The sequence below is a fragment of the Streptomyces sp. NPDC005803 genome, assembly GCF_040630435.1.
Classification (GTDB): domain Bacteria; phylum Actinomycetota; class Actinomycetes; order Streptomycetales; family Streptomycetaceae; genus Streptomyces.
This window is the reverse complement of the sequence record NZ_JBEXXO010000023.1, coordinates 758-20,803: the sequence shown is the minus strand read 5'-3', so window position 1 is coordinate 20,803 and position 20,046 is coordinate 758. Positions and strand designations below refer to the sequence as shown.

Here is a 20,046-nt window from a genome sequence, read left to right as displayed (position 1 = left end):
TGCTCGGACACTCGCTCCGGGCGAGGTAGGAGCTCGCAGGTCCCCCCACATCAACCCCTTGCAACGACCTCTTGACCCGTAGTAAGCGCCCCACGGGGCGACATGGCCGTTCGACTGGAGATGCACGTGGCCGGGCGCATCGAGGATTACGCACTCATCGGAGACATGCAGACCGCCGCCCTGGTCTGCCGGGACGGCACAGCCGACTGGCTGTGCCTGCCCCGCTTCGATTCACACGCCGTCTTCGCGGGACTGCTGGGTACCGAGGAGCACGGCTTCTGGCGCCTGGGACCGGCCCGCGCGGAGGGCGCGGAACCGGCGGCGGCGGACCGCCGCCGCTACCGCGGCGACTCACTGATCCTGGAATCGGAGTGGGACACGCCACGCGGCACGGTCAGAGTGACCGACTTCATGCCGCCGCGAGACGGCGCGCCCCAGCTGATCCGGATCGTGGAGGGGGTCAGCGGCCGGGTGCCGATGCGCTCGGAGCTGAGGATGCGGTTCAGCTACGGCCGCGTCACCCCCTGGGTGCACAAGGTGGACGGCCGCACGGTCGCCGTCGCGGGCCCCGACTCGGTCTGGTACGACACCCCCGTGGAGACGTACGGCGAGAACCTGACGACGTACTCCGACTTCACCGTCGCCCCCGGTGACCGGATCGCGTTCACCATCAGCTGGCAGCCCTCGCACCGCGAGCCGCCCGCGCTCCCGGACCCGGAGGGCTCGCTGGAGGCCACCGCGGACTTCTGGCGCGAGTGGGTCGAGCAGTGCACGTACCACGGCCCCTACCGCGAGGCCGTGGTCCGCTCGCTGATCACCCTGAAGGCCCTGACGTACGCGCCGACCGGCGGCATCGTCGCCGCGCCGACCACCTCCCTGCCGGAGGACATCGGCGGCTCGCGCAACTGGGACTACCGCTACACCTGGCTGCGCGACGCCGCGATCACCCTCTCCTCGCTGCTGCGCACCGGCTACCGCGAGGAGGCCCGCGCCTGGCGCGAGTGGCTGCTGCGGGCGGTCGCGGGCGATCCCGAGAACCTCCAGATCATGTACGGGATCGCGGGCGAGCGGGAACTGGGCGAGGCCGAGCTGGAGTGGCTGCCCGGTTACGAGAACTCCGGCCCGGTCCGGGTGGGCAACGGTGCCGCGGGCCAGCTCCAGCTGGACGTGTACGGCGAGGTCACCGAGGCCCTGCACCTCGCGCACATGACGGGGCTGACCCGTAACGACTACGCGACCGGTCTCCAGCTCAAGCTGATCGAGTACCTGGAGAAGCACTGGGACGAGCCGGACGAGGGCATCTGGGAGGTGCGCGGTCCGCGCCGGCACTTCGTGCACTCCAAGGTGATGGCCTGGGTGGCGGTCGACCGGACCATCAAGCTGATCGAGTCCGGCGACACGGACGGGCCGCTGGAGAAGTGGCGCGAGCTGCGCGACGACATCCACCGCGACGTCTGCGAGCGGGGCTACGACCCGGAGCGCAACACCTTCACCCAGTCGTACGGGTCGAAGGAGCTGGACGCCTCCCTGCTGCTGATCCCGCAGATGGGGTTCCTGCCGCCCGACGACAAGCGGGTCATCGGCACGATCGAGGCCATCCAGCGGGAGCTGTCCACCGAGGACGGCTTCGTGCTCCGCTACCCCACCTCGGGTGACAACGCGGGGGTGGACGGCCTGGAGGGCGACGAGGGCGCGTTCCTGGCGTGCTCGTTCTGGCTGGCGGACGACCTGGCGATGATCGGCCGGGTCGACGAGGCCCGCCAGCTCTTCGAGCGCCTGCTGTCCCTGCGCAACGACCTGGGCCTGCTGGCCGAGGAGTGGGACGCGCGGCTGCAGCGCCAGGTGGGCAACTTCCCGCAGGCGTTCAGCCACGTGCCGCTGATCGACACGGCGCTGCGGCTGACGGCGAGCGGGGCGTACGTGGGCTGACGGTGTGGGATCCCGTTCCCCGTGTCGGAGTCCGCGCGGGGAGGTCGTAGCCGTGTCTGCTACCGCTCGGGTTCCGAGGAGTTCTGGTGTCTACGGGAAGCTGCGCGGGCTCGTGTCCCGCGCAGCTTCCCGTAGAGGCAGGATCGATACGTGAAACTGCAGGTCAGGACGATCCCGCGCTCCGCCGGTCACCCTCCGAGCTCTCCGCACGGCAGATGAATTCGGTTGCGGCGGGACCGGCCGGCCCGGTGAGCTACCTACATGAACGGTGCCACGGACCAGGCGCGACGGGCGGGGTCAGGAAGAGGCCGCAAGGTCACGACGCATCCGCCTGCGTGGCACAGGTGGGCGGTGCTTGCGGCCCTGATGCTGGCCGCCTTCACCCTCAACACCGCGGAAAATCTGCCGATCGGCCTCCTGGAGCTCATCTCCGAAAGCCTCCGGGTGTCAGTGTCCGCGGTCGGTCTCCTGGTCACCGGTTACGGCGTGGCAGTGGCCGTCGCGTCATTACCGCTCGCCTATGTCATGCGGGCCGTGCCCCGACGCCATGTGCTCACCGGACTGCTGGCCGCGCTGGTCGTGTCCAGCCTGGTCGCAGCACTGGCCACCTCCTACTGGGTGCTCCTCGTCGCGCGGCTGCTGACCGCGCTCGCCCAAGCGTTGTTCTGGGCCGTGATGGGGCCGGTCGCGGTGGGCCTGTTCACTCCCGAGGTCCGTGGACGGGTGGTCGGAGCACTGTCCGTCGCCGGATCGCTCGCCCTCGTGCTCGGTGTTCCCGCCGGGACCTGGCTGGGCCGGCGGAGCGGCTGGCACATGCCCATCGCCTTGCTCGCGGCTCTGGGGCTCGTCTCTCTGGTGACCATCGCCGTTCTGCTGCCCACCTCCCGTCCGGAAGGGGAGGACGCCGCCTACGGAACCAGTCCCGACGTCCGCCGGTTCGGGATCGTACTGGCGGCCGGGACCCTGTCCGCTGCCGGGGCCTTCACGGGATACACCTACATCGTCACGTTCCTGGGCGACGTGAGCGGGTTCTCCGCGAACGCGGTCAGTGCCCTGTTCGTGGCTTTCGGGGTTGCGTGTCTGGCCGGAGTGAGCATCACCGGGGCTTTGCTGGACCGCTTTCCGCAGGCCGCGCTGACCACTGCCGTTGCTACGCAGGCGGTGGGCATGCTCGGTCTGTATGCCGTCGGCACCGAGCCGGTGGCCGCGGTGGTGTTCCTGGCGCTGATGGGCAGTGCACTCGGGCCGGTCTTCATGACCACCCAGAACGCGATGCTGCATTGCGCTCCGGGCCGCACCGATATCGCACTCGCGGCGAACTCCGGCTCCTACAACGCCGGTATCGCTGCGGGCGCCGCGCTCGGCGGACTGGTCCTGCCGCTCGCCGGCGTGCGGGGCGCCTTCCTCGTCGGCGGGCTACTGACCGCCGGGGCCTGCGCGGTACTGCTCGGCGGGCGGCTGCTGCGAGTTTTCGGACCGGAGTCCGCCGGTTAGAGCCATCGCCACCGGGCGGCCGGTGCTGCTTCTCGTCCGCCGAGGAAACGACGCGAAGACGGGACCGCACCGCCGACACGACCACGGAATCGAGCCGAGAAAACACAGGTCTTTTCGGTCTCCAGATGACACAACTCACCGGAACCTGCACGGGCCGGGCCGCGCCGCGGTGGACCGAAGGGCTCACCGCGGCACCGTCGTCTCCAGCCGGCCCTACGTCTCCGGGCCCGTCGCGACCGGGCGGTGCTCCGAGGGCAGGCCCCACTCGCTCCAGGAGCCGTCGTACACCGCCAGGTCGCGGTACCCGGCCAGCGCGGCGCCCAGCGTCAGGACGCAGGCGGTGACGCCCGATCCGCAGCTGAAGAGCAGCCGCTCCCGGTCCTGCGCCAGGGCGCTGAACGCGGCGCGCAGTTCCGCCGCCGGGCGCATCCGGCCCTCGTGCTGGATCTCGCCGAAGGGCAGGTTGACCGCCCCGGGCATATGGCCGCCGCGCAGGCTCGCGCGCGGCTCGGGGGCCGTACCGCGAAAGCGTTCACGGGACCGGGCGTCGAAGACGGCGGACGCCGGATCGGCGAGCGCCGCCGCCACCTCGTCGGCGCCGACGAGCAGGTGTGCGCGCGGCCGGGCCGTGAAGTCACCGCGTTCCGCGGGGGCCGCGGGCGCGCCGTCCTCCGTCGGCAGTCCGGCGGCCGCCCAGCCGGGCAGGCCCCCGTCGAGCACCGCGACCCGGTCGAAGCCCATCGCCCGCAGCATCCACCAGGCGCGGGCGCTGGAGTAGATGCCGACCGCGTCGTAGACGACGACCGTGTCGCCGTCGTGGAGGCCGAGGGAGCGCAGCTCCTCGGTGAACCTGCCCGCGTCCGGCATGGTGTGGGGCAGCGGCCCCGCGTGGTCGGAGAGCGCGCCGTCGATGTCGAACGGCCGCGCCCCGACGATCCGCCGTGCGGTCCCCCGGTGCGCGCCGACGGAGGCGTCGAGCACCAGCAGCCCCGGGGACCCGAGCCGCCCCGCGAGCCAGTCGGCGCCGACCAGCGGGCCGGGCAGGGGCAAGCGGGGCGGGGCGTCCGCCGCGCTCACGGGCACGTCCGGGCGGCCCGTTCCGGCGGTGTGACCGGCCCGGTCCCCGTACGGAGGCACCTCGTCGCCCACGGTTCCTCCCACTGGTCGGGGTACACGGTCGGGGTACAAGGTTGTCAAGATCGCAGCGGGCCCCGTCCCTGTCAACGGCTCACGGCCCCGGCGAGGCCTCCGGCGTCCCGGGCCGGTACCTTCCTGACCAGGGCGACCGCGACCGTGCGGCCGCCCGGTCCGACCGACGCGAAGCGCGAGGCCAGAGTCAGTGGAGACCCAGGGCGGCATCACCGTGCGGCGGGCCCTCGAGCTGCCAGGGCTGCGCGGCGGGCTCCCCGAGGTGGTGACCGGCGCCGACCGGCTCGGCCGCACCGTGCGCTGGGTGCACGCGGGCGAGGTCCCCAACATCGCGTCGCTGCTCAAGGGCGGTGAGCTGCTCCTGACCACCGGTCTGGGGCTCGGCACCCGCCCCGCCGAGCAGCGCGCGTTCGTCCGCCGGCTCGCCGACCGCGGCATCGCCGCGCTCGTGGTGGAGCTCGGTCCGCGCTTCAGCAGGCTGCCGTCCTCGATCGTGGACGCCGCCCGCGCGGCCGGGCTGCCTCTGGTCCAGCTGCACCGCGAGGTGCCGTTCGTGGCGGTGACGGAGGAGATCCACACCGAGATCGTCAACGGCCACTACGCGCTCCTGCGGCAGGCCGAGGAGGTCCACCGGCGCTGCACCCAGGCGCTGCTCGGTGGCGGCGGGGTGCCGCAGGTCCTCGGCATCCTGGCGGACTTCACCGCCAACCCGGTCTTCCTGGAGACGGCCGACGGCCAGCTGCTGTATGCGGCGGGCAACGGGTCGGGCCCGGCCGTCGCCGATCCGCTCCAGATCTGGGACGGCATGCGCGGCGGGCGGGCGGCCCGCGAGTCGCCGCCGGTCGGCGCGTTGCTGGTAGATGTGCCGGGTGGTGGTCCGGGGGCCGGCTCGGTGCGCGCCAGGCTGGTCCTGCTGGCGGTGGACGGGCCGCTGGTGCCGGTGCACCGGATGGCGGCGGAGCGGGCGGCGGGCATCCTCGCGGTGGTGCTGATGCAGGCCCGCCAGGAGGAGGAGCTCGCGGCGCGCGGCCGGGGCGACTTCCTCACCGATCTCGCCGAGGGCCGGATCGCGCCCGAGGACGCGCCGGCGCAGGCCCGCGTGCTGGGTTTCAAACCGGGCGAGATGCCGCTGCTGCCCGTGGTGATGCGGCTGGCTCCGGAGCTCTCCCCCTCCGGCAACTGGGCGCTGCTGGCGCGCGCGGTCCTGGAGGAGCTGTCCTCGGTGGGGGTGCCGGTGCTCCTCGGGGTGCGGCCGGTGGAGGGCCGGGTGCCGCTGCTGCTGGGACTGCGTACGGAGACGGAGCGTACGGCGGTGGCCGACCGGGTCGCCGCGGCGCTGCGGGCCGGGGTGGAGCGGGCCGGCCTGGAGCGGGCGGGCTCGCATCCCCCCGTCGTGGTGGTCGGGGTGGCGGGCGGCTGGGCGGCGGCCGGTGCGGGGCTGCGCCACGCGGCGGAGACGGCCACCGCGGCGCAGGGGCTCGGCGACCGCCCCTGGTACGACGCCCGGCGCCTGGACATCGATCTGCTGCTGTGGCGGCTGCGGGACCATCCGGATCTGGCGGCGTTCGTCGAGCGGGCGATCGGCCCGCTGCGCGACCACGACCGCACCTCGCGCCCGCCGCTGCTGCCCACGCTGGAGACGTATCTGGCCCATGCGGGGCGCAAGGCGGAGACGGCGCGCGAACTGCATCTCAACCGTCAGACGCTGTACAACCGGCTGGCCCGCATCGGGGAACTGCTCGGCACCGATCTGGACGACCCGCAGGCCGTCCTGGCACTGAGCCTGGCCCTGCGTGCCCGCCGCCACGCGACGTGAAGCCCGTCCGGTCCTGCGGGCGGGCACGGACGTGAGCCCCCGCCTCAGCGGGTGCGGGGCGCCCCGAGGGGCTGGACCAACTCGTCGTACACGCTGAGCACGTGGGCGATCGTGTCGTCCTCGGTCGGCCACGTCGCCGCCTGCCGGGGGCCGGCGGCCGCCAGCCGGGCCCGTCCGGCCGGATCGCCGAGCAGCCGGGCGACGGCCCGCCCCAGCGCCTCCGCGTTCGCGTACGGCACGAGTTCGGCCGCGTCCCCCACGAGTTCGGGCACTCCGCCGACCGCGGTCGCGACGAGCGGCACACCGATCCGCAACGCCTCCTGGGCCAGCACCGAACGCCCCTCCCAGCGGCTGGACAGCACGGCCAGGTCGGCGGCGGCGAGGAGTTCGGGGACGTCGGTGCGGCTGCCGATCAGCGAGACGGGCAGGTCCTCGGCCTTGATGCGGCGCCGCAGCGCCGCCCGCTCCCGCCCTTCGCCCGCGATGACGAGCAGGGGCACGGGGTCGAGCCGTCGCCACATCCGTGCGGCGTCGAGCAAAGTGTCGTACCCGTGATGCGGCACGAGACTGCCCACCGCCATGATCAACGGCCGCTCGACCGCTCCGAGTTCGGCCCGGACCTTGTCATCGGGGAGCGGCGCGGGGACACGTGGTGCGGGAGCGGCTACGGGCGCGAGGCGGGCGTCGCGCGCACCGCGGCTCCGGGCCCGGTCGACCAGGTCCGATGACGCACCGAGCACCACCGACGCCGCCCGGGCGGCTCTTCGCTCCAGCAGATGCAGCAGCCGGCGGCGCGCGCCCTCGGCGTGGGCCCGGGCGTGCCAGGTGAAGACCAGCGGGACCCGACGGCCGCCGAGCGCCAGGGCGGCCCGCACGGCGGCGTGCAGCCCGTGCGCGTGCACGACGTCGGCGCCCGCGCAGGCGGCCCGCAGCGCGGCGACGGCGGCCGGGTCACCGCGTCGCGGCACGGGGGCGAAGCAGGCCCCCGTGGCGGAGAAAGCGTAGGCGCGGTCCAGGGCGGCCGGAGCGCAGACGGTGACGTGCACCCCGCGCGCGACCAGCCCGGCGGCCAGCGAACCGACATGGGCGCTGCTGCCCGCACTGCCGCCGCCCAGCACTTGGACCGTACGCAGCTGTGACACGTCGAATGGCTCCCGGGACTCCCGAGTCGGGGCGAACGGCCTCACCACGGCCGTCAGTACACCGCCAAGGATGCCAGCCCGTACGCACGTTCCGGCACGACGGAACCGGTACGCCGGTGCGCACCGCGACAAACCGGGCGTGGCGCACCACCCGCACGGGTGAAATCCCCGTGAACCCAGGACTTCCGGACGCCGGATCAGCGCCTGCCGGACGTCTCGGCGAGCCGCGTGACGCGGGCCGCCGTGCCGGCCGCCCGCCGCACGGCGACGAGCGAGCCCCCCGCTCCGGCCCCGGAGCCCGGGAACGAGCACGCCGGCGGCGGCAGCGGCTCCTGCCGCACCCCGCTCACTCCCACGCACGCGAACGGGCCGGGCGAAGCCGTCTCCCTGCGAACGGGGCCGGCCGAAGCCCTCAGCGCGCGAACGACGCCGGACCGGACCTCGTCAGGCGAACGAGGCCGGCCGGACCCTCGTCGCGCGCACGGGATCCGACGAAGCCCTCAGACGTCCGCCCGTGCCGTGGCGAGCAGTTCCTCCGCGTGCGCCCGGGCCGTCTCGGAGTCCTCCTGGCCGGCGAGCATCCGGGAGAGCTCGCGTACCCGGTCCTCGCCCTCCAGGACCGTGACACCGCTCCTGGTCACCGAGCCGTCCACGGTCTTCTCGACCAGCAGCTGCCGGTCGGCGAACGCGGCCACCTGGGGCAGGTGGGTGACGACCACGACCTGGGCCGACCTGGCGAGCTTCGCCAGCCGCCTGCCGACCTCGACGGCCGCCTTGCCGCCGACGCCCGCGTCGACCTCGTCGAAGAGGTAGGTGGGTACGGGGTCCGAGCCGGCGAAGACCACCTCGACGGCGAGCATCACCCGGGACAGTTCGCCGCCCGACGCGCCCTTGGCGATGGGGCGGGGCTGGGCGCCGGGGTGCGGGGCCAGCAGGAGTTCGACCTCGTCGGCGCCGGAGGGCCCGTAGGCCACGTTGCGGCCGCCGATCTCGATGCCGGACGCCTCGTCCGCCGCCTCGGTCTGCCGGATGTCGAAGGAGACCCGGGCGTGCGGCATCGCGAGGGAGGCCAGCTCCTCGGTCACCGCTTCGGCGAAGAGCGCGGCGGCCGCCGTGCGCGCGTCGGTCAACGCCTGGCCGAGCTGGGAGAGTTCGGCGCGCAGCGCGTCCCGCTCCGCGGTCAGTTCGCCGATCCGGTCGTCGTCGCCCTCCAGCTCGGTCAGCCGGGCGGCGCCCTCCTCGGCCCAGGCCAGCACGGCGGCGATGTCCACGCCGTACTTGCGGGTGAGCCCCGTGAGCGAGGCCCGGCGCTCCTCGACCGCGGCGAGCCGTAGCGGGTCGGAGTCCAGCTGGTCGGCGTACCCGGACAGTTCGCCCGACACGTCGGCGAGCAGGATGGAGATCTCACCGACCCGGTCGGCGAGCGCGGCGAGCGCCGGGTCGTGGGCGCGCACCCCGTCCAGGGCCTGTCCGGCGGCCGCGACGACGGTCGTCGCGTCGAGCGCCTCCGGGTCCTCCGGGTTTCCGGCCAGCGCGGTGTGCGCGAGCGCGGCGGCGGAGGCGAGCGCGTCGGCGTGGCCGAGGCGCTGGGCCTCGGCGGCGAGCTCGGTGTCCTCGCCGGGCAGCGGTGCGACGGCGGCGATCTCGTTCAGCCCGAAGCGCAGCAGGTCGGCTTCCTGGGCCCGTTCGCGGGCGCGCGTCGTCAGCTCGTCGAGCTCACCGGCGACCTCGCGCAGCCGCCGGTAGGCCGCCGCGTACGTGGCACGGGGCACGGCGACGCCGTCGCCCGCGTACCGGTCCAGGGCCTGCCGCTGCCGGGCCGGCTTGAGCAGCCCCTGCTGGTCGGTCTGGCCGTGCACGGCGACGAGTTCGTCGGCGAGTTCGGCCAGCACTCCGACCGGCACGGACCTGCCGCCCAGATGGGCCCGGGAGCGCCCTTCCGCGGAGACGGTACGGCTGATGAGCAGCGCACCGTCCTCGATCTCGGCCCCGGCCTCCTCGGCCCGCGAGGCCACCGCGTCACCCTCGGTCACCGTGATCCGGCCCTCGACGACGGCGGCCTTGGCGCCGATCCGCACCAGGGCGGGATCGGCGCGTCCGCCGAGCAGCAGCCCCAGGCTGGTGACGACCATGGTCTTGCCCGCGCCGGTCTCACCGGTCACCGCGGTGAAACCGGGTGACAGTTCCACCACCGCGTCGTCGATGACTCCGAGCGACCGTATCCGCATCTCCTCCAACACGCACATGACCATACGAGGTTTCGTGGCCCGCGCGCACACGGGCCACGGCGGCGGCGCCGGATCCGCGGTCCGAACGCGTGTGCTCGGGGTCAGTGCGGTGCGCCCCGCCACCCGGACACGGGCAGCGCGAACTTGGCCACCAGCCGGTCCGTGAACGACGCCTGGTGCAGCCGTGCCAGCCGTACGGGCACGGTGCCGCGCCGGACCTCGACGCGCGCGCCCGCGGGCAGCTCCACGGTCCTGCGCCCGTCGCACCACAGGACGCCGTGCGGGGTGTGGGGCTGGACCTCGACGGCGAGCACCGACGTCGGCGAGGTCACCAGCGGTTTGGCGAACAGCGCGTGGGCGCTGATCGGGACCATCAGCAGCGCCTCGACCTCGGGCCAGACGACGGGGCCGCCGGCCGAGAAGGCGTACGCGGTCGAGCCGGTGGGCGTCGCGCACACGATGCCGTCGCAGCCGAAGCCGGTGACGGGCCGGCCGTCGATCTCCAGCACGACCTCCAGCATCCGCTCGGGCGACACCTTCTGCACGGCCGCCTCGTTGAGCGCCCAGTCGGTGTGGACGACCTCGCCGTTGCTGTGCACGAGGACGTCGAGCGTCATGCGCTCCTCGACGGTGTACGCCCGGGTGACGACCCGGTCGACCACCTTGTCGAGGTCGTCGCGCTCGGCCTCGGCGAGGAAGCCGACCCGGCCCAGGTTGACGCCGAGCATCGGGACTCCCGAGGCGCGCGAGAGCTCCGCACCCCGCAGGAGGGTTCCGTCGCCGCCGAGGACGATCAGGAGCTCGCAGCCGTTCACCGCCTCGGGCGTGGCGTCCGTGACGGTCTCGACGGATGGCGGAAGCGGCAGATCGGCCGCCTCCGTCGCGAGCACCCGGACGCCCAGGCCGCTGCGGAGCAGCCCCTGGACGACGAGCTCGGCACTGCGGATCGCGGCCGGCCGGCCGGTGTGTGCCAAGAGAAAGACTGTTCGTGCCGCATTCGTCGTCAACGAGGCCCCTCCGCCACTGCACGGTCGACATCTGCGGGATCCAGTTCCGGTGCTCCGGCCCGCAGCCACAGAAAGTACTCGACGTTCCCCGACGGCCCGGGCAGCGGGCTCGCCGTCACACCCCGCACGCCCAGGCCCAGCGCCCAGGCCCGGCGGGCCACCTCCCGTACCGCTTCGGCGCGCAGTTCGGGGCTGCGCACCACACCGCCGCTGCCGAGGCGTTCCTTGCCCACCTCGAACTGCGGCTTGACCATGAGGACCAGGTCCGCGTCGGGGGCGGCGCAGCGCGCCAGGGCGGGCAGCACCAGTCCGAGCGGGATGAACGACAGGTCGCCCACCACCAGGTCCACCGCCTCGCCGTCGATGGCGTCCAGGGTCAGTTCCCGCACGTTGGTACGGTCCTTGACGATGACGCGTTCATCGGACTGGAGCGACCAGGCGAGCTGCCCGTAGCCGACGTCCACGGCCACGACCGGAGCCGCTCCGGCCCGCAGCAGCACATCGGTGAACCCGCCGGTCGACGCCCCGGCGTCCAGTGCCCGCCGCCCCTCCACCTCCAGCCCCAGGGGGACGAAGGCGGCGAGGGCGCCCGCCAGCTTGTGACCGCCCCGCGAGACGTACTCGGGGTCGCTGTCGTCCTTGGTGACGACGAGGGCGGCACTCGTCTCGACCTGGGTGGCCGGTTTGGTCGCGGTGTTGCCGCCGACGGTCACCCGTCCTGCGGCGATCAGCTGGCTGGCGTGCTCGCGTGAGCGGGCGAGTTTTCGGCGTACCAGCTCGGCGTCGAGGCGGCGACGGGCCACTCCTGCCACGTTCGGTTCAGCTCCTGTGGTCGTACGAGGGCATCGGTGCGGGTACCGGTGCGGGTGCGGGCCTGGCGTCCAGCGCGGTCAGCGCGTCGCGCAGGCCACGGTGTACATCCTCGTACACCTCGATGTGTCCGTCCGCCGGGAGGTGGTCCGCATCGGCCAGCCGGTCCAGGTGCGCGTCCACGCCCGCGTCGCCGGTGGGCGTGCGTACGACGCCGAGCGGCGCCGGTCCGGCAGGCTCGTGGGACGCCGCGGCGGACGCCTCCCCCGGTACGTCCTGCGGCATCTCCCCGGGCGCGGCCGCGGCGGTGGGGTCCGGCTCCGGCATCGAGTCGCTCATGCGGGAAACGCTACCGCGAAGGGCTGAGGTACCGTCGGGGACGATGGCGACCATGGCGGAGTGCCGCAGCGCACTCGACAGACTTTCCGACAACCTCGCGGGCGCGGACGGCGACGTGCGCGGCGCGGCGGCGCTCGACCGTTCGCTCAGCTGCCACATCAAGGACCTCGACGTGACGTTCACCGGACGCCTCACCGACGGCCGGATCCAGGTGCTGGACACGGTCGGCGGGCCGCCCCGGGAGAAGGCCGAGATCCGTCTCGCGATGACCGGCGACGACCTGGTGGCGATGGTGGACGGCGAGCTGAACTTCGCCAAGGCGTGGGGCTCGGGCCGCGTCCGCCTGGAGGCCGGCTTCCGCGACCTGCTGAAGCTGAGATCGCTGCTGTAGCCGCCTCACGTCCGTCCGGGGCTCCAGGGCGCCTCTCAAGCCCGTCCGGCGCGCGAGGACGCGGCGTGGCCGCCTGTCACGCGTCCGCGACCGCGACCCGCGGGCCGCGCACCCGCGCGGCCGGCACCACCAGCGGCGTCCCCGTCTCAGGATCGGGGATCACCTGGCACCGCAGCCCGAACACCCGCTCCACGAGCTCCGCGGTGACGATGTCCCCGGGCGCGCCCTCGGCGATGATCTCGCCCTCCCGCATGGCGATGAGGTGGGTGGCGTAGCGCGCGGCGTGGTTCAGGTCGTGCAGGACCGCCACCAGCGTGCGCCCCTGCGTCTCGTGCAGTTCCGCGCACAGGTCGAGCACGTCGATCTGGTGCTGGATGTCGAGGTACGTCGTCGGCTCGTCCAGCAGCAGCAGCGGTGTCTGCTGTGCGAGCGCCATCGCGATCCAGACCCGCTGGCGCTGGCCGCCGGACAATTCGTCGACATAGCGATCAGCCAGCGCGCCGACGCCGGTCGACGCCATCGATTCCTCGACAATGCGTTCGTCCTCGGGTGACCACTGCCGCAGCAGTCCCTGGTGCGGGTAGCGCCCGCGGGCCACGAGATCCGCGACCGTGATGCCCTCCGGCGCGATCGAGGACTGGGGCAGGAGCCCCAGCGTCCTGGCGACCTTCTTCGCGGGCAGGCCGTGGATCGCCTCCCCGTCCAGCAGCACCCGGCCACGGGTGGGCTTCAGCATCCGGGAGAGCGCCCGCAGCAGCGTGGACTTCCCGCAGGCGTTGGGGCCGACGATCACGGTGAACGAGTGGTCGGGGATCTCGACCGAGAGGTTCTCCGCGATGACCCGCTGGTCGTAGCCGAGGGTCACCGAGTCCGCGGTGAGGCGCTGCATGGTCGTACTCCGGGGGTGCGTCGGATCGGTGAGGGGACGGGAAGCGGAATCGGTGCCGGGCGCCCGCCGCGCCCCGGCTTTCATATGCGGCCCGCCTTGCGCTCGGACACCAGGAGCCACAGCAGATAGCAGCCGCCGAGCACCCCGGTGACGACCCCGACGGGCAGTTGGCGGTCGCCGAAGGCCTCCATCGAGACCCAGTCGGCGACGAGGAGGAGGGCCGCACCCATGAAGGTCGCGGCCACCAGGTTGGGGCCGGTGGAGCGGGTGAGCCGGCGGGCGAGCTGCGGGGCGCTCAGCGAGACGAACGCGATCGGCCCCGCGGCCGCCGTGGCGACGGCGACGAGCAGTACGGCCGAGCCCATCAGGACGAGCCGGGTGCGTTCGACCCGTACGCCGAGCGCGTACGCGGCGTCGTCGCCCATCTCCATCACCCGCAGGGCCGGCCCGTGCCCGTACACCACCGGAAGCAGCAGGGCGCACACCACGAGCAGGGGCCAGACCTGGGCCCAGTCCCGGCCGTCGAGCGATCCGGTCATCCAGACGACGGCACGGGTCGCGTCGACCAGATTCGCCTTGGTGATCAGGTACTGGGTAGCGGCGGTGAGCATGGCCGCCGCGCCGATCCCGACCAGGACGAGCCGGAACCCGTGGACTCCGCGCTTCCACGCCAGCAGATAGACGGCGACCCCGGTCAGCAGGCCACCGGCCACCGCACCGCCCGCGACGGCGGCCGCACCGCCCTGGAAGAGCACGATCACGGTCAGCGCGCCCACGGTCGCGCCCTGGCCGAAGCCGAGTACGTCGGGACTGCCGAGCGGGTTGCGCGAGATGGTCTGGAACACGGCGCCGCCGGCGCCGAGCGTCGCCCCGACGAGGAGTCCGACCAGCACCCGCGGCAGGCGCAGGTCCGTGACGATGAACTCCTGCTGGAAGGTGCCGTGTCCGAGGAGCGTGGTGACGACCTCGCCCGGCGTCATCGCGAAGTCGCCGCTGCCGATGAGGACGACGGCCGTGCCCGCGGCCACCACGGCGAGCAACAGGATGACGAGGGACGCCCGGACGTTGATCCGGAACGAGTAGCCGCCGGCCGTCCGCACGGCCCGCACCGAACGCGCCGTCCCCGCGACCTCGGCCGGCGTCTCCTCCTGGGTGGCCATCACAGCTGGGACATCCTCTTGCGTCGTACGAGGTGGATGAAGACGGGTCCGCCGAGCAGCGCGGTGACGATGCCCACCTGGAGTTCGGACGGACGCGCGACGATCCGGCCGACCACGTCCGCGCCGAGCAGGAGCACCGGGGAGAGCACGGCCGCGTACGGCAGGATCCACCGCATGTCGGGACCGGTGATCGCGCGCACCAGGTGCGGGATCATCAGCCCGATGAAGACGATCGGCCCGCAGGCGGCCGTCGCGGCCCCGCACAGCAGGGTGACGGCGAGCATCGCGAGGACCCGGGTCCGGGTCAGATGGGCGCCCAGCGCCCGCGCCGTGTCGTCGCCCATCTCCAGGGCGTTGAGCGGCCGCGCGATGAGCAGGGTGAGGAGCACGCCGAGCGCGATGAACGGCCACACCTTGCCGACGGTCTCCATGTTCGCGGAGGCCAGCGAGCCGACGGTCCAGAACCGCAGCCGGTCCAGCGCCGCCGAGTCCAGCAGCTGTACGGCGTTGACGTAGCCGTACAGCGCGGCGGTGACGGCCGTCCCGGCCAGCGCGAGCCGTACGGGATTGGCGGACCGGCTGCCGCCGAGCAGGTACACGGCGACCGAGACGATCGCGGCTCCGGCGAAGGCGAACCAGACGTACCCGGTCAGCGAGGTGACGCCGAAGAAGCTGATGGCGGAGACGACCGCCGCCGACGCGCCCGCGTTGACCCCGAGCAGCCCGGGCTCGGCCAGCGGGTTGCGGGTCAGCGCCTGCATCACGGCCCCGGCCAGTCCGAGCGCGGCGCCGACGATCAGCCCGAGCACGGTCCGGGGGATGCGCACCTTCCGTACGAGGACGTCGTCGCCGCTCCCCGCGTCATGGAACAGGCCGTGCCACACATCGGAGAGCGGGAGCGCCTTGGCGCCGATCGCGACACTCGCCAGGCACACCAGCACCAGGGCGGCCACCGCCACCAGAAGCCCTGCGGCGCGTACCGCATGGCGCCTGGGGGGCGCGGCGCTGTCCGGCGCGGCCATGGGGCCTGCGCTCGGGTTCGGAGGACTCTCAACCAACACGCGGTTAGGTTAGCCTAGCCTCCCATGGGCTCGATCGGGCCGCCCCCGCCGACCGCTCGAAGCCGCTCCTCACGGCCCGCTCCGTCGCGAAACGTACGAGCCGACCGGCGCCGCCCCGACGCTCGCCCTACAGCCCGAGCCGGGCCACCGCCTTCCCCGCCTCCAGTTCGCACGAACCGTCCCCGGCGTGCGACCACGCCGCACCGCACAGCGCCCGCAGACCGTCGAGCGGCTCCCCGTCGCCCTCCAGCACCAGCGCCCCGCCGCGGACGGATGCCGTCCAGCCCCCACAGGCGTGTGCCTCATCCGTCCGCGTGACCTCGGGCTGCCCCGTGAGCAGGCCGCGCAGGTCGGCGTCCACGTACGTCGGCCGGTGCTCGGGCACCGCGGCCACCAACTGCGCCGCGTCCGTCACCCCGGTGAGCACCAGCAGGGAGTCGACACCTCCGTTGAACGCCCCCTCGATGTCCGTGTCGAGCCGGTCCCCGACCACGAGCGGCCGCTCGGCGCCCGTCCGCAGCACCGTCTCGCGGTGCATCGGCGGCAGCGGCTTCCCGGCCACCTGCGGCTCGGCCCCGGTGGCGATCCGCACGACCTCCACGGCCGCCCCGTTGCCCGGCGCGATCCCCCGGGCGCCCGGAATCGTCAGATCCGTGTTGGACGCGAACCACGGCAGCCCGGCGTTGATGGCGTACGACGCCTCGGCGAACCGGCCCCACGCCAGGTCCGGGCCGCCGTATCCCTGCGCCACGGCGACCGGTTCGTCGTCCGCCGACTCCACCGGCACCAGCCCCCGTTCACGCAGCGCCACCCGCAGTCCTTCCCCGCCGATCACCAACACCCGTGCTCCGGACGGCAACTGATCGGCGATCAGCCGGGCCACGGCCTGCGCCGAGGTGATCACATCGGCGGGCTCGGCGGGCACCCCCAACTCGGTCAGGTGGTCCGCCACCGCGGCCGGAGTCCGCAGCGCGTTGTTGGTGACGTACGCCAGGTGCATCCCGCCGTTCCGCGCGGCGCCGAGCGCCTCGACGGCATGGTCGATCGCCAGGCCGCCCGCGTACACCACCCCGTCGAGATCCAGCAGCGCCGTGTCGTACGCCTCGCTCAGCGCGGTGCTGCTCCCGCTCGGCCTGGTCCTGCTCGTCTGGCTCATATCCCGCGCTCCTCGTTGCCTGCTTCTCCCCCGATCATCGCGCATCCCTGGATCGCACATACGATGCAGAAATGACAACACGAGGCCCGGTGGACCGTGGACTGCGTCTGACTCCGTTCCGTGGACTGCGCTATGTCCCTGAGCAGGTCGGCAGTCTCGCCGCGGTGACCTCACCCCCCTACGACGTCGTCGTACGGCCCGACGGGCTGCTCCACCTGGAATCGGCGGATCCGCACAACATCGTGCGTCTGATCCTGCCGCAGGCCGACTCCGCGACCGCCCGGCACGAGCAGGCCGCCGCGACCCTGAACCGCTGGCTGGCCGAGGGAGTGCTCGCTCCCGATCCCGAGCCGACGCTGTACGTGTACGAGCAGCGCGACGGCGAAATGCTGCAGCGCGGCGTCATCGGCGCGCTGGCGCTCTCGGGCCCGGCCGAGGGCATCGTGCTCCCGCACGAGGACGTGATGGCCCATGTGGTCGAGGACCGCGCCGACTTGATGCGGACCACCGCGGCGCACCTCGAACCGCTGCTGCTGACCTACCGCAGCGACGGCGGCCCCACGGGTGCGACCGCGGTCATCGAGCGGACCATCCACCGCCCGCCGCTGCTCGCCACCACCACCGAGGACGGCTACGGCCACCGGCTGTGGGCGGTCACCGACCCCGCCGACCGTGCGGAGATCGAAGCGGACCTGGCCGGTCACCAGGCGCTGATCGCCGACGGCCACCACCGCTGGGCCACCTACCTCCGGCTCCAGCAGGAACACACGGTGCCCGGCCCCTGGGACTTCGGCCTGGTCCTCCTGGTCGACACGGCCCGTTACCCGCTCCGGGTCCGCTCCATCCACCGGCTGCTGCACGGCCTGCCCGTCGCCGAGGCGCTCGCCGCGCTGGACGGCCTGTTCCGCGTCCGCGCCGTCGAGGGGCCACTCCCCCGGGCACTGGAGACCCTGGCCGAGGCGGCCGCCGAGGGCAACGCCTTCCTGCTCGCGGGCACCGGCGGCTTCCACCTGGTCGACCGCCCGGACGAGGCTCTGCTGGCCCGTACCGTTCCCGCGGACCGGCCGGTCGCCTGGCGCACCCTCGATGCGACGGTCCTGCACTCGGCACTGCTCGACCACGTCTGGCAGATCCCCGACGACCCGGCCCACATCGCTTACATCCACGACACGGAGGCAGCCGTCGAGCAGGCCGAGCGCCACGACTCCACGGCGGTGCTGATGCACCCGGTGCGCGAAGAGCTCGTCCGTGACCTGGCCCGGCAGGGCGTGACCATGCCACGTAAGTCGACCTCCTTCGGCCCCAAGCCGGCCACGGGCCTGGTCCTGCGCAGCCTGACTCTCGGCTGACCCGCCCCCGGACGCGGAAGAGGGCGGCACCCCCTGTGGGGTGCCGCCCTCTTCCTACGCGTTACGCCTTGACGGGACCGTCGTCCTCGTCGTCATCGTCGTCGTCCTCGTCGTCGATGTCGTCATCCGCGTCATCCCCGACCGGCGCCGTCACGTCGGTGGTGACGGCATCGTCCTCGTCGTCACCGAGGGCGTCGACGAACTCGACACCGTCCAGCTCGGCGAGGCGGTCCGACGCGTCCGTGGAACCGTCCTTGTCGGCCTCCAGGGCCTTCCCGAACCACTCGCGCGCCTCGTCCTCGCGCCCTGCGGCCAGCAGCGCGTCCGCGTAGGCGTAACGCAGACGCGGCGTCCACGGGTGCACGGCACTGGACGCGAGCTCGGAGCTCTGCAGCGTCACGATGGCGGCGTCGATCTGCCCCATGTCCCGGCGGGCTCCGGCAGCCACCAGACGCATCTCGACCTGACCGGCCTTGTCCAGCTTCTGCACCTCGGGCTCGCCCGCCATGGCCAGGGCCCGCTCGGGCCGGCCCAGTCCGCGCTCGCAGTCGGCCATGACGGGCCACAGCTCCACGGAACCGGTCATCCGCCGGGACGCCCGGAACTCCGCCAGGGCCTCCGCGTACTTCTGGGTGGCGTAGGCGGCGAAGCCCGCCGCCTCCCGCACGGCGGCCACACGCGAGGCCAGTCGCAGGGCGATGCGCGAGTACGCGTACGCCTGCTCGGGGTCCTCGTCGATGAGCCGCGCCACCATGACCAGGTTCCTGGCGACGTCCTCGGCCAGAGTCTTCGGGAGGCTCATCAGCTCCTGGCGGACGTCCCCGTCGATCTCGTGGCCGGTGACGTCGTCAGGGATGGGGAGCCGCTTGATGGGCTCACGGTCCCGGTCGTCCCGCCGCTCGTACCCACCACGGTCGTCGCGCCCACGGTAGCCACCACGGTCCCGGTCGTCCCGCTGACCACGGAATCCACCGCCACGGCTGTCGTCACGACGGAACCCACCACCGGACGAACCGCCACGACTGTCATCGCGACGGAACCCACCGCCCGACGAACCGCCACGGCTGTCGTCACGGCGGAAGCCACCGCTGCGGTTGTCGTCATCGCGACGCGGGCCGCGCGGCCGGTCGTCGCGGCGCTCGAAGCCACCACCCGGACGCCCACCACGGTCATCATCCCGACGCGGAGCCCGGTCATCTCGACGGAACCCACCGCCGGAGGAAGGGCCTCGGTTGTCGTCACGGCGGAAGCCACCGCCGGCAGAACCGCCACGGTTGTCATCGCGACGGAAGCCACCGCTGCGGTTGTCGTCATCGCGACGCGGCCCGCGCGGCCGGTCGTCGCGGCGCTCGAAGCCACCACCCGGACGCCCACCACGGTCATCATCCCGACGCGGAGCCCGGTCATCACGACGGAACCCACCACCGGACGAACCGCCACGGCTGTCGTCACGGCGGAACCCACCACCGGACGAACCGCCACGGCTGTCGTCACGGCGGAACCCACCACCGGACGAACCGCCACGGCTGTCGTCACGGCGGAAGCCACCGCTGCGGTTGTCGTCATCGCGACGCGGCCCGCGCGGCCGGTCGTCGCGGCGCTCGAAGCCACCACCCGGACGCCCACCACGGTCATCATCCCGACGCGGAGCCCGGTCATCACGACGGAACCCACCGCCGGAGGAAGGGCCACGGTTGTCGTCACGACGGAACCCACCGCCCGACGAACCACCACGACTGTCATCACGGCGGAAGCCACCGCCGGCAGAACCGCCACGGCTGTCGTCACGGCGGAAACCGCCGCCGGACGAACCGCCACGGCTGTCGTCACGGCGGAAGCCACCGCTGCGGTTGTCGTCATCGCGACGCGGCCCGCGCGGCCGGTCGTCGCGGCGCTCGAAGCCACCACCCGGACGCCCACCACGGTCATCATCCCGACGCGGAGCCCGGTCATCACGACGGAACCCACCGCCGGAGGAAGGGCCACGGTTGTCGTCACGACGGAACCCACCACCGGACGAACCACCACGACTGTCGTCACGACGGAACCCACCACCGGACGAACCACCACGACTGTCGTCACGACGGAACCCACCACCGGACGAACCACCACGGCTGTCGTCACGA

The 20,046-nt window shown here is 73.2% G+C and carries 17 protein-coding genes; 5 read left to right on the top strand and 12 right to left on the bottom strand.

From position 1 onward, the window contains the following. The first annotated feature begins 126 nt into the window (after positions 1–126). Positions 127–1,929, top strand: coding sequence for a glycoside hydrolase family 15 protein (locus tag ABZ454_RS28460; protein ID WP_356324766.1), 1,803 nt, complete (start codon positions 127–129; stop codon positions 1,927–1,929). A 366-nt stretch (positions 1,930–2,295) separates the two neighbouring features. Further along, positions 2,296–3,423, top strand: coding sequence for an MFS transporter (locus tag ABZ454_RS28455; RefSeq protein WP_359542279.1), 1,128 nt, complete (start codon positions 2,296–2,298; stop codon positions 3,421–3,423). A gap of 213 nt (positions 3,424–3,636) precedes the next feature. On the opposite strand, the gene ABZ454_RS28450 is transcribed toward ABZ454_RS28455, so the two are convergent. Next, on the bottom strand, positions 3,637–4,467 hold the full coding sequence (locus ABZ454_RS28450) for a sulfurtransferase (RefSeq protein WP_359542277.1): 831 nt from the start codon (positions 4,465–4,467) through the stop codon (positions 3,637–3,639). A gap of 295 nt (positions 4,468–4,762) precedes the next feature. Here ABZ454_RS28450 and ABZ454_RS28445 point away from each other — a divergent pair, with 295 nt between their 5' ends. Continuing rightward, a complete protein-coding gene (locus tag ABZ454_RS28445; RefSeq protein ID WP_359542139.1) occupies positions 4,763–6,388 on the top strand; it encodes a PucR family transcriptional regulator in 1,626 nt (541 codons plus the stop codon). Between the two features lie 44 nt (positions 6,389–6,432). Here the strand turns inward: ABZ454_RS28445 and ABZ454_RS28440 are convergent, their stop codons facing one another. The 5 genes from ABZ454_RS28440 to ABZ454_RS28420 all read right to left on the bottom strand — a co-directional run bounded on the left by ABZ454_RS28440 (position 6,433) and on the right by ABZ454_RS28420 (position 11,860). Next, positions 6,433–7,530 (bottom strand): glycosyltransferase family 4 protein, encoded by a 1,098-nt coding sequence (locus ABZ454_RS28440; RefSeq protein WP_359542137.1) that lies wholly within the window; start codon positions 7,528–7,530, stop codon positions 6,433–6,435. A gap of 500 nt (positions 7,531–8,030) precedes the next feature. After that, positions 8,031–9,776, bottom strand: a complete 1,746-nt coding sequence (gene recN / locus ABZ454_RS28435) for a DNA repair protein RecN (protein WP_359542134.1) — start codon at positions 9,774–9,776, stop codon at positions 8,031–8,033. Between the two features lie 83 nt (positions 9,777–9,859). Next, a complete protein-coding gene (locus ABZ454_RS28430) occupies positions 9,860–10,765 on the bottom strand; it encodes an NAD kinase (protein WP_356324741.1) in 906 nt (301 codons plus the stop codon). Further along, positions 10,762–11,577 (bottom strand): TlyA family RNA methyltransferase, encoded by an 816-nt coding sequence (locus tag ABZ454_RS28425; protein ID WP_356324739.1) that lies wholly within the window; start codon positions 11,575–11,577, stop codon positions 10,762–10,764. The genes ABZ454_RS28430 and ABZ454_RS28425 overlap by 4 nt, the downstream gene beginning before the upstream one ends. Before the next feature lie 7 nt (positions 11,578–11,584). Further along, positions 11,585–11,860 (bottom strand): hypothetical protein, encoded by a 276-nt coding sequence (locus ABZ454_RS28420; protein WP_359542275.1) that lies wholly within the window; start codon positions 11,858–11,860, stop codon positions 11,585–11,587. A 97-nt stretch (positions 11,861–11,957) separates the two neighbouring features. On the opposite strand from ABZ454_RS28420, the gene ABZ454_RS28415 reads away from it, so the two are divergent. Continuing rightward, positions 11,958–12,305, top strand: coding sequence for an SCP2 sterol-binding domain-containing protein (locus tag ABZ454_RS28415; RefSeq protein WP_356324737.1), 348 nt, complete (start codon positions 11,958–11,960; stop codon positions 12,303–12,305). 76 nt (positions 12,306–12,381) lie between these two features. Here ABZ454_RS28415 and ABZ454_RS28410 read toward each other — a convergent pair whose 3' ends face one another. The 4 genes from ABZ454_RS28410 to ABZ454_RS28395 all read right to left on the bottom strand — a co-directional run bounded on the left by ABZ454_RS28410 (position 12,382) and on the right by ABZ454_RS28395 (position 16,571). Beyond that, a complete protein-coding gene (locus ABZ454_RS28410) occupies positions 12,382–13,194 on the bottom strand; it encodes an ABC transporter ATP-binding protein (RefSeq protein WP_359542131.1) in 813 nt (270 codons plus the stop codon). A gap of 80 nt (positions 13,195–13,274) precedes the next feature. Continuing rightward, positions 13,275–14,354 (bottom strand): iron chelate uptake ABC transporter family permease subunit, encoded by a 1,080-nt coding sequence (locus ABZ454_RS28405; protein WP_359542129.1) that lies wholly within the window; start codon positions 14,352–14,354, stop codon positions 13,275–13,277. Beyond that, the gene (locus tag ABZ454_RS28400) at positions 14,354–15,376 is read right to left on the bottom strand and encodes an iron chelate uptake ABC transporter family permease subunit (RefSeq protein ID WP_356324757.1); all 1,023 of its coding nucleotides are present in this window, start codon (positions 15,374–15,376) and stop codon (positions 14,354–14,356) included. The genes ABZ454_RS28405 and ABZ454_RS28400 overlap by 1 nt, the downstream gene beginning before the upstream one ends. Before the next feature lie 166 nt (positions 15,377–15,542). Next, entirely contained in the window at positions 15,543–16,571 is a 1,029-nt protein-coding gene (locus ABZ454_RS28395) for an HAD hydrolase-like protein (protein ID WP_356324731.1), read from the bottom strand. 71 nt (positions 16,572–16,642) lie between these two features. Here ABZ454_RS28395 and ABZ454_RS28390 point away from each other — a divergent pair, with 71 nt between their 5' ends. Then, positions 16,643–17,920, top strand: coding sequence for a DUF1015 domain-containing protein (locus ABZ454_RS28390; protein WP_356324729.1), 1,278 nt, complete (start codon positions 16,643–16,645; stop codon positions 17,918–17,920). A gap of 61 nt (positions 17,921–17,981) precedes the next feature. Here the strand turns inward: ABZ454_RS28390 and ABZ454_RS28385 are convergent, their stop codons facing one another. Then, a complete protein-coding gene (locus ABZ454_RS28385) occupies positions 17,982–18,722 on the bottom strand; it encodes a tetratricopeptide repeat protein (protein ID WP_359542126.1) in 741 nt (246 codons plus the stop codon). Beyond that, positions 18,722–20,046, bottom strand: a 1,325-nt coding sequence (locus tag ABZ454_RS28380) for a hypothetical protein (protein WP_359542123.1), incomplete at its 5' end; no start/stop codon positions are given. The genes ABZ454_RS28380 and ABZ454_RS28385, both read right to left, overlap by 1 nt.

Excerpts from the sequence above, each read along its gene's own strand:
- ABZ454_RS28455 (WP_359542279.1), top strand. The coding sequence starts at position 2,296 with ATGCTGGCCGCCTTCACCCTCAACACCGCGGAAAATCTGCCGATCGGC.
- recN (WP_359542134.1), bottom strand. The coding sequence starts at position 9,776 with ATGTGCGTGTTGGAGGAGATGCGGATACGGTCGCTCGGAGTCATCGAC.
- ABZ454_RS28420 (WP_359542275.1), bottom strand. The coding sequence starts at position 11,860 with ATGCCGCAGGACGTACCGGGGGAGGCGTCCGCCGCGGCGTCCCACGAG.
- ABZ454_RS28415 (WP_356324737.1), top strand. The coding sequence starts at position 11,958 with ATGGCGACCATGGCGGAGTGCCGCAGCGCACTCGACAGACTTTCCGAC.
- ABZ454_RS28410 (WP_359542131.1), bottom strand. The coding sequence starts at position 13,194 with ATGCAGCGCCTCACCGCGGACTCGGTGACCCTCGGCTACGACCAGCGG.
- ABZ454_RS28405 (WP_359542129.1), bottom strand. The coding sequence starts at position 14,354 with ATGGCCACCCAGGAGGAGACGCCGGCCGAGGTCGCGGGGACGGCGCGT.
- ABZ454_RS28400 (WP_356324757.1), bottom strand. The coding sequence starts at position 15,376 with ATGGCCGCGCCGGACAGCGCCGCGCCCCCCAGGCGCCATGCGGTACGC.
- ABZ454_RS28395 (WP_356324731.1), bottom strand. The coding sequence starts at position 16,571 with ATGAGCCAGACGAGCAGGACCAGGCCGAGCGGGAGCAGCACCGCGCTG.
- ABZ454_RS28390 (WP_356324729.1), top strand. The coding sequence starts at position 16,643 with ATGACAACACGAGGCCCGGTGGACCGTGGACTGCGTCTGACTCCGTTC.
- ABZ454_RS28385 (WP_359542126.1), bottom strand. The coding sequence starts at position 18,722 with ATGAGCCTCCCGAAGACTCTGGCCGAGGACGTCGCCAGGAACCTGGTC.